This window comes from Frankia sp. CcWB2, from assembly GCF_977927585.1.
This window is the reverse complement of the sequence record NZ_CDWRCM010000016.1, coordinates 28893-34402: the sequence shown is the minus strand read 5'-3', so window position 1 is coordinate 34402 and position 5510 is coordinate 28893. Positions and strand designations below refer to the sequence as shown.

General features: G+C 72.1%; 5 protein-coding genes. All 5 read right to left on the bottom strand.

What is annotated here, in order from left to right:
* Nucleotides 1–361 precede the first annotated feature (361 nt).
* A complete protein-coding gene (locus ACY45C_RS03465; RefSeq protein WP_462186201.1) occupies nucleotides 362–1771 on the bottom strand; it encodes an acyl-CoA carboxylase subunit beta in 1410 nt (469 codons plus the stop codon).
* A gap of 193 nt (nucleotides 1772–1964) precedes the next feature.
* Complete coding sequence (gene fabF / locus ACY45C_RS03460) at nucleotides 1965–3191, bottom strand: beta-ketoacyl-ACP synthase II (protein WP_462186200.1); 1227 nt, start codon at nucleotides 3189–3191, stop codon at nucleotides 1965–1967.
* Nucleotides 3188–3436: an acyl carrier protein gene (locus tag ACY45C_RS03455; RefSeq protein ID WP_462186199.1), complete on the bottom strand. Its 249-nt coding sequence runs from the start codon at nucleotides 3434–3436 to the stop codon at nucleotides 3188–3190. The genes fabF and ACY45C_RS03455 overlap by 4 nt, the downstream gene beginning before the upstream one ends.
* A 176-nt stretch (nucleotides 3437–3612) precedes the next feature.
* Nucleotides 3613–4560, bottom strand: a complete 948-nt coding sequence (locus tag ACY45C_RS03450) for a beta-ketoacyl-ACP synthase 3 (RefSeq protein WP_462186198.1) — start codon at nucleotides 4558–4560, stop codon at nucleotides 3613–3615.
* Nucleotides 4557–5510, bottom strand: a 954-nt coding sequence (locus ACY45C_RS03445) for an ACP S-malonyltransferase (protein ID WP_462186197.1), incomplete at its 5' end; no start/stop codon positions are given. The genes ACY45C_RS03450 and ACY45C_RS03445, both read right to left, overlap by 4 nt.

Below are 5510 nucleotides of genomic sequence, written 5' to 3'. Positions count from 1 at the left end.
GCCCACTGCTCGTTCGTCAGGTCACCCCGCACCACACAACGGATCATGCAATCCGAAAATCACCATCAGATCCACGGCCAGCCTCGGGACATACTTCCCAAACATGCCCTAGTAACAGAGTGGCTCTGCTAGCCAGGAGTGGCCCTGGCGATACGGGCGGGGTGTCGGTTGGAGTTCACCGCATCGCGGCCCGCTATGCGAAGCGCCGGCTGCGACCCGAGGTCCGCGGGTCGCAGCCGGCGCGTGGCGGGCGGCTGCCATGGTCGCCGCCCGGTTACCGGGATCTTGTGTTATCGGGGATCCGGTGTTATCGGGGATCTTGTGCTGCCGGAATCCCAGTACTAACGGGGGGATCCGGATGTTACAGGGGGATGTTGCCGTGCACGTTCTTGTCGGTGCGGGAACGGGTCAGTGCGTCGGCGAGGGCGGAGGCAACCGCGCCCCGGGTGGCGGCGGGGGTGACGACCGCGTCGACGACGCCGAGTTCCACGGCGCGGTCGATGCCACCGACGGTGCGGATGTGCTCCTCGGTCAGCTCCGCCAGGACGCTGGGGCGGCGCTGGGCCGGGACCTCGGCGAGCTTGCGGCGGTGCAGAATGCCGACGGCGGCCTCGGCGCCCATGACGGCGACCTGGGCGGTCGGCCAGGCGTACACGGCGGTCGCGCCCAGGCTGCTGGCGTTCATTGCGATGTACGCGCCGCCGTACGCCTTGCGGGTCACGACGGTGACGCGCGGCACGGTGCATTCGGAGAAGGCGTAGAGCAGCTTCGCTCCCCGCCGGACCACGCCTTCCCATTCCTGGCCCACCCCCGGCAGGTAACCGGGCACGTCGACGAGCACGACCAGCGGAACACCGAAGGAGTCGCACATCCGGACGAACCGGGAGGCCTTCTCAGCCGAGGTCGCGTCAAGGCATCCACCACGGCGCAGCGGGTTGTTCGCGACCACCCCGACGGTACGCCCGCCGAGGCGCCCCAGCACCGTCACGATGTTCGGCGCCCACCTCGGGTGCAGCTCGACGGCCTCGTCCTCGTCGTCGAGCACCGCCTTCACGAGCGGACGCACGTCGTAGGCCCGCCGGGGATTGTCGGGCAGCAGTTCCCCGAGCTCGCGTCCGGCGGCGGGGCCGATGTCGCGCTGATCGGCCAGCAGCACCGCGACCGCCCGGGTCCGCTCGACGGCCTCGTCCTCGGAGTCGCAGGTCACGTGCACGACGCCGCTGCGCCTGGAGTGCACGTCCGGCCCACCCAGGCTGTCGGCGGTGCATTCCTCACCGGTCACCGAACGCACCACGTCCGGGCCGGTGACGAACACCTTCGCCCCCGGGCCCATGATGACGATGTCGGTCAGGGCCGGCCCGTAGGCGGCCCCACCGGCGGCGGCCCCGAGCACGAGCGAGAGCTGCGGGATCCGGCCGGAGGCCCGCACCGTGGCGGCGAAGATCCGGCCGACTCCGTCAAGCGAGGCGACACCCTCCTGAAGCCGGGCGCCTCCCGAGTGCCAGATCCCAACGACCGGGCAGTTCATCCGGACGGCGGACTCGATGGCATGAACGATGCGGGCACAGCCGTCGCGCCCCATTGCGCCACCCTGTACCGTCGGGTCGGTCGCGAAGGCGACGATTTCGTTCCCGTCGATAAGCCCTTGCCCGGCAACGACTCCGGACGTGTCGCCGACCGCGAATAGCGACAGGGTGTCTGGATCGAAAAACCGGGCGAGCCGAGCCTGAGGCGTGCGGGGGTCGACTCGGTCGATCGTGGACAGACTCACCGTGCGTCTCCTTGCCTGAGCGGCGTCGGACTGCTTCGCAGGAGGTCGATACGCGACCACCTGTGGTATGCGCCGGCTTCCGCTGAGCACTCGGTCCGGCGATCATGACGCTCGCCGGAACGGCGGGCGGTGTCGCGGCGGTGGTGGGGTGGCCGGCGCCGCGGCGGGTGACATCGGGTGGTGGTGCGGCTGGTCAGGCGGTGAAGGCCAGGCAGATGTCGTGACCGCCGAACCCGAACGAGTTCGACAGCGCGGCGCCCGGGCCGATTGTCCGGTTGTCGATCCGCACGACGTCGAGCGCGATCTCGTCGTCGAGAGCATCGAGGTTGCGCGTCGCGGGAACCAGGCGTTCCCGCAGCGCCAAGACGCTGAACACGGCCTCGACCGCGCCGGCGGCACCGAGCAGGTGCCCGGTGGTCGACTTGGTCGACGTCACCGCGATCTCGTCGGTGTGGTCGCCGAAGGCGCTGCGCAACGCCAGCGCCTCCGCCGCGTCACCGGCGGGGGTGGACGTGGCGTGGGCGTTGACGTGGACGATGTCACGGGGTTCCAACGAGCCGGACCGCAGCGCCGCCCGGATCGCCCGGGCCGCGCCGGCACCGGTCGGCTCCGGCGCGGCGATGTGGTAGGCGTCCGAGCTGATGCCGGCGCCGGCCAGGGTGCCGTGAACCCGGGCACCGCGGGCGGCCGCGTGCTCGGCCGACTCGAGGATGAGGATCGCCGCGCCCTCGCCGAGCACGAAGCCGTCCCGTGCCTTGTCGAACGGACGGGAGGCGGCCTCGGGTGCGTCGTTGCGGCGGGACAGCGCCTGCATCTGCGCGAAGCCGGCCATGGTCAGCGCCGAGATCGCCGCCTCGCTACCGCCGGCGATCACGACGTCGGCGCGCCCGGCCCGGATGATGTCCAGCGCCAGCGCGATGGCCTCCGACCCGGAGGCGCACGCGCTGACTGGGGCGTGCACCCCCGCCTTCGCGCCGAACGCCAGGCCCACGGTGCTGGCCGGGCCGTTCGGCATGAGCATCGGCACCAGGTGCGGGGACACCCGCCGGGGGCCCTTCTCCCGGATCACGTCATGCTGGTGGAGCAGGGTGAGCACGCCCCCGATCCCCGAGGCCACACACGCGGCGAGGCGCTCCTGGTCGACCGCGGGTGAGCCCGCGTCAGCCCACGCCTCACGCGCGGCGGTCAGAGCCAGCTGCTGGCTGCGGTCGAGGGTACGAGCCTCGACCCGACCCAGCGGCGGCTCCACCGCCAGCGGCGCGGCGATCTGGACCGGGAGCTGCTCGACCCAGTCCTCGGTGAGACGCCGGACGCCGGAGCGGCCCGAGAGCAGACCCTCCCACGTCGAGGCGACATCGCCACCGAGGGGAGTGGTAGCCCCGAGGCCGGTGACGACGACCTGCCTGGGGGTCGTGGTCACGCCGCGACACCTGCCCGCTGAATGTAGGAAACCGCGTCACCGACGGTCTTGAGGGTCTTCACGTCGTTGTCCGGGATCTTCACCCCGAACTTCTCCTCCGCGGCGACGACCACCTCGACCATGGACAGCGAGTCCACGTCCAAGTCGTCGATGAAGGTCTTGTCGGCCGTCACGTCGGCCGGGTCGACACCGGCGACCTCTTCGAGGATGACGGCGAGACCGGCGAGGATGTCAGCTTGGGACATGATTGTTCCTCCTGATGGGACGTTGTCGGTCGGTGGCGGGTGGTGCGCGGGGCTGCCGCGTACCAGCGCGGAAGCGCGGGCGCCTGGATCAGGGGCGCGGTCGGGCTGGTGGTCATCGGACGCCTCGCCGCAGTGCGGTGCGGGACGGTCGCGGCGTCGAGGGTTGGTCGAGGTTGTCAGGGGCAGCGTACGAGCTGCCCGCAGTAGGTCAGGCCGGCACCGAAGCCGAACAGCAGCACCGGGTCTCCCCGGCGGATCTCGCCGCTTTCCAGCAACCGGCTGAGTCCCAGCGGAATGCTTGCGGCGGAGGTGTTGCCGGCGTCGACCACATCGCGGGCAACGGCGGCGTTCGTGGCGCCGATACCCGTCACCAACGCTTCGACGACCCGCAGGTTAGCCTGGTGCGGAACGATACCCGCGAGGTCCTCGGGTGCCACGCCGGCCTGCTCGCAGATCTGGCGGAGGACCGGGACCAGGGAGATCGCCCAGCGGAACACCGCCTGGCCCTCCATGCGGAAGACGTTGTCGCCGTAGCCGGGGACCTGGATTGTCTCGGGCCGGGACCCGTCGTGCCCCCAGACCGCGGGGCCGATCTCGTTCGTCTCCGCCGGGCCGACCACGGCTGCTCCGGCACCGTCGGCGAGCAGGATGCAGGTGCTGCGATCGTCCCAGTCGGTGTAGTCCGACAGCCTTTCGGTGGCCACCACGAGCACGTTGCGCAGGGTGCCGGCGCGCACCATGCCGGCGGCCGTCGACACCGCGTAGCTGAAACCGGCGCAGGCGCCGTTGATGTCGAACGCCCCGGCCTGGCCGGCCCCGATGCGATGGGCGATCTGCGGACCGGCACCCGGGATCTGGGAGGGAGAGGTGCAGGTCGCCCCGATCACCAGATCGATCGAGTCGGCGGTGAGGCCGGCGGCGGCGAGCGCCTTCTCCGCGGCCGCGGCGCCCATCGCGACGATGGTCTCCTCGTCGTCGGCGATGCGCCGGCTGGCGATGCCGGTACGGGCCTGGATCCAGGCGTCGGAGGTATCGACCCGCTGGGCGATCTCGTCGTTGGTCACCACCCGGGCCGGGCGGTAAACGCCGAGGCCGAGCATGCGGGCACTGGTCAGCTCGGTCATGCCTGCGCTCCCACCAGGGCGTCGTCCGTCGTCGAGCCCGGTGGAGTTCCGGGGGCCGGGCCCGCCGGGCTCGCGCTCAGGAGCTGGTCGCCGAGGTACTCGGCGACCAGCTCGCGGGCCGCGGGCAGGTCGTCGGGGCTCTTCACCGCGTGGATCGTGACACCGGGCAGTTCCCGGCGGGCGAGCCCGGCGAGAGCACCGGCGGGGGGGAGTTCGACGACCGCACCGACCCCGAGATCGCGCAGCGTCGCGAGACACAGGTCCCACCGGACCGGCGCCGCGACCTGGGCCACCAGCCGGCTGATCAGCTCGGCCGGGTCGGTGACGATCGCCCCGTCGGCGTTGGACAGCGCGGCGGCCCGCGGCACCCCGGGCCGGATGCCGCCCGCGACCGCGGCCAGCGCGTCGCGCGCGGAGGACATGTGCCGGGTGTGAAAAGCGCCGGCGACGGACAGGGGACGCAGCCGGACACCCGCGGGCGGCTCCGCGGCGAGCCGGGCGAGGTCGCGGGCGGTGCCGGCGGCGACGATCTGCCCGGCACCGTTGCGGTTGGCGGCGGTCAGGCCGAGTTCGCTCAACCGGGCGGTCACCGCCTCGGGATCACCGCCGAGCAGCGCCGTCATGCCGGTCTCGACCCGGGCGGATGCCTCGGCCATCGCGCGTCCCCGCAGGGCCACCAGGACGAGGGCCTCCTCGGCGGTGAGGGTACCGGTGAGGGCCGCAGCGGTGATCTCGCCGACGCTGTGACCGGCCAGCACCAGGGTGTCCGATCCGACCGGGGAGGTGACCGGCAGCCCGAGCTGTTCGGTCGCGACCAGCCCGCTCGCGACGATCAACGGCTGGGCGATCGCCGTATCCCGGATTGTCTCGGCGGGCGCTTCGCACCCGGCTTCGAGCAGGTCGATCCCGGCTGCGGCGGACCACCAGCGCAGCCGTTCCTCCGCCCCCTC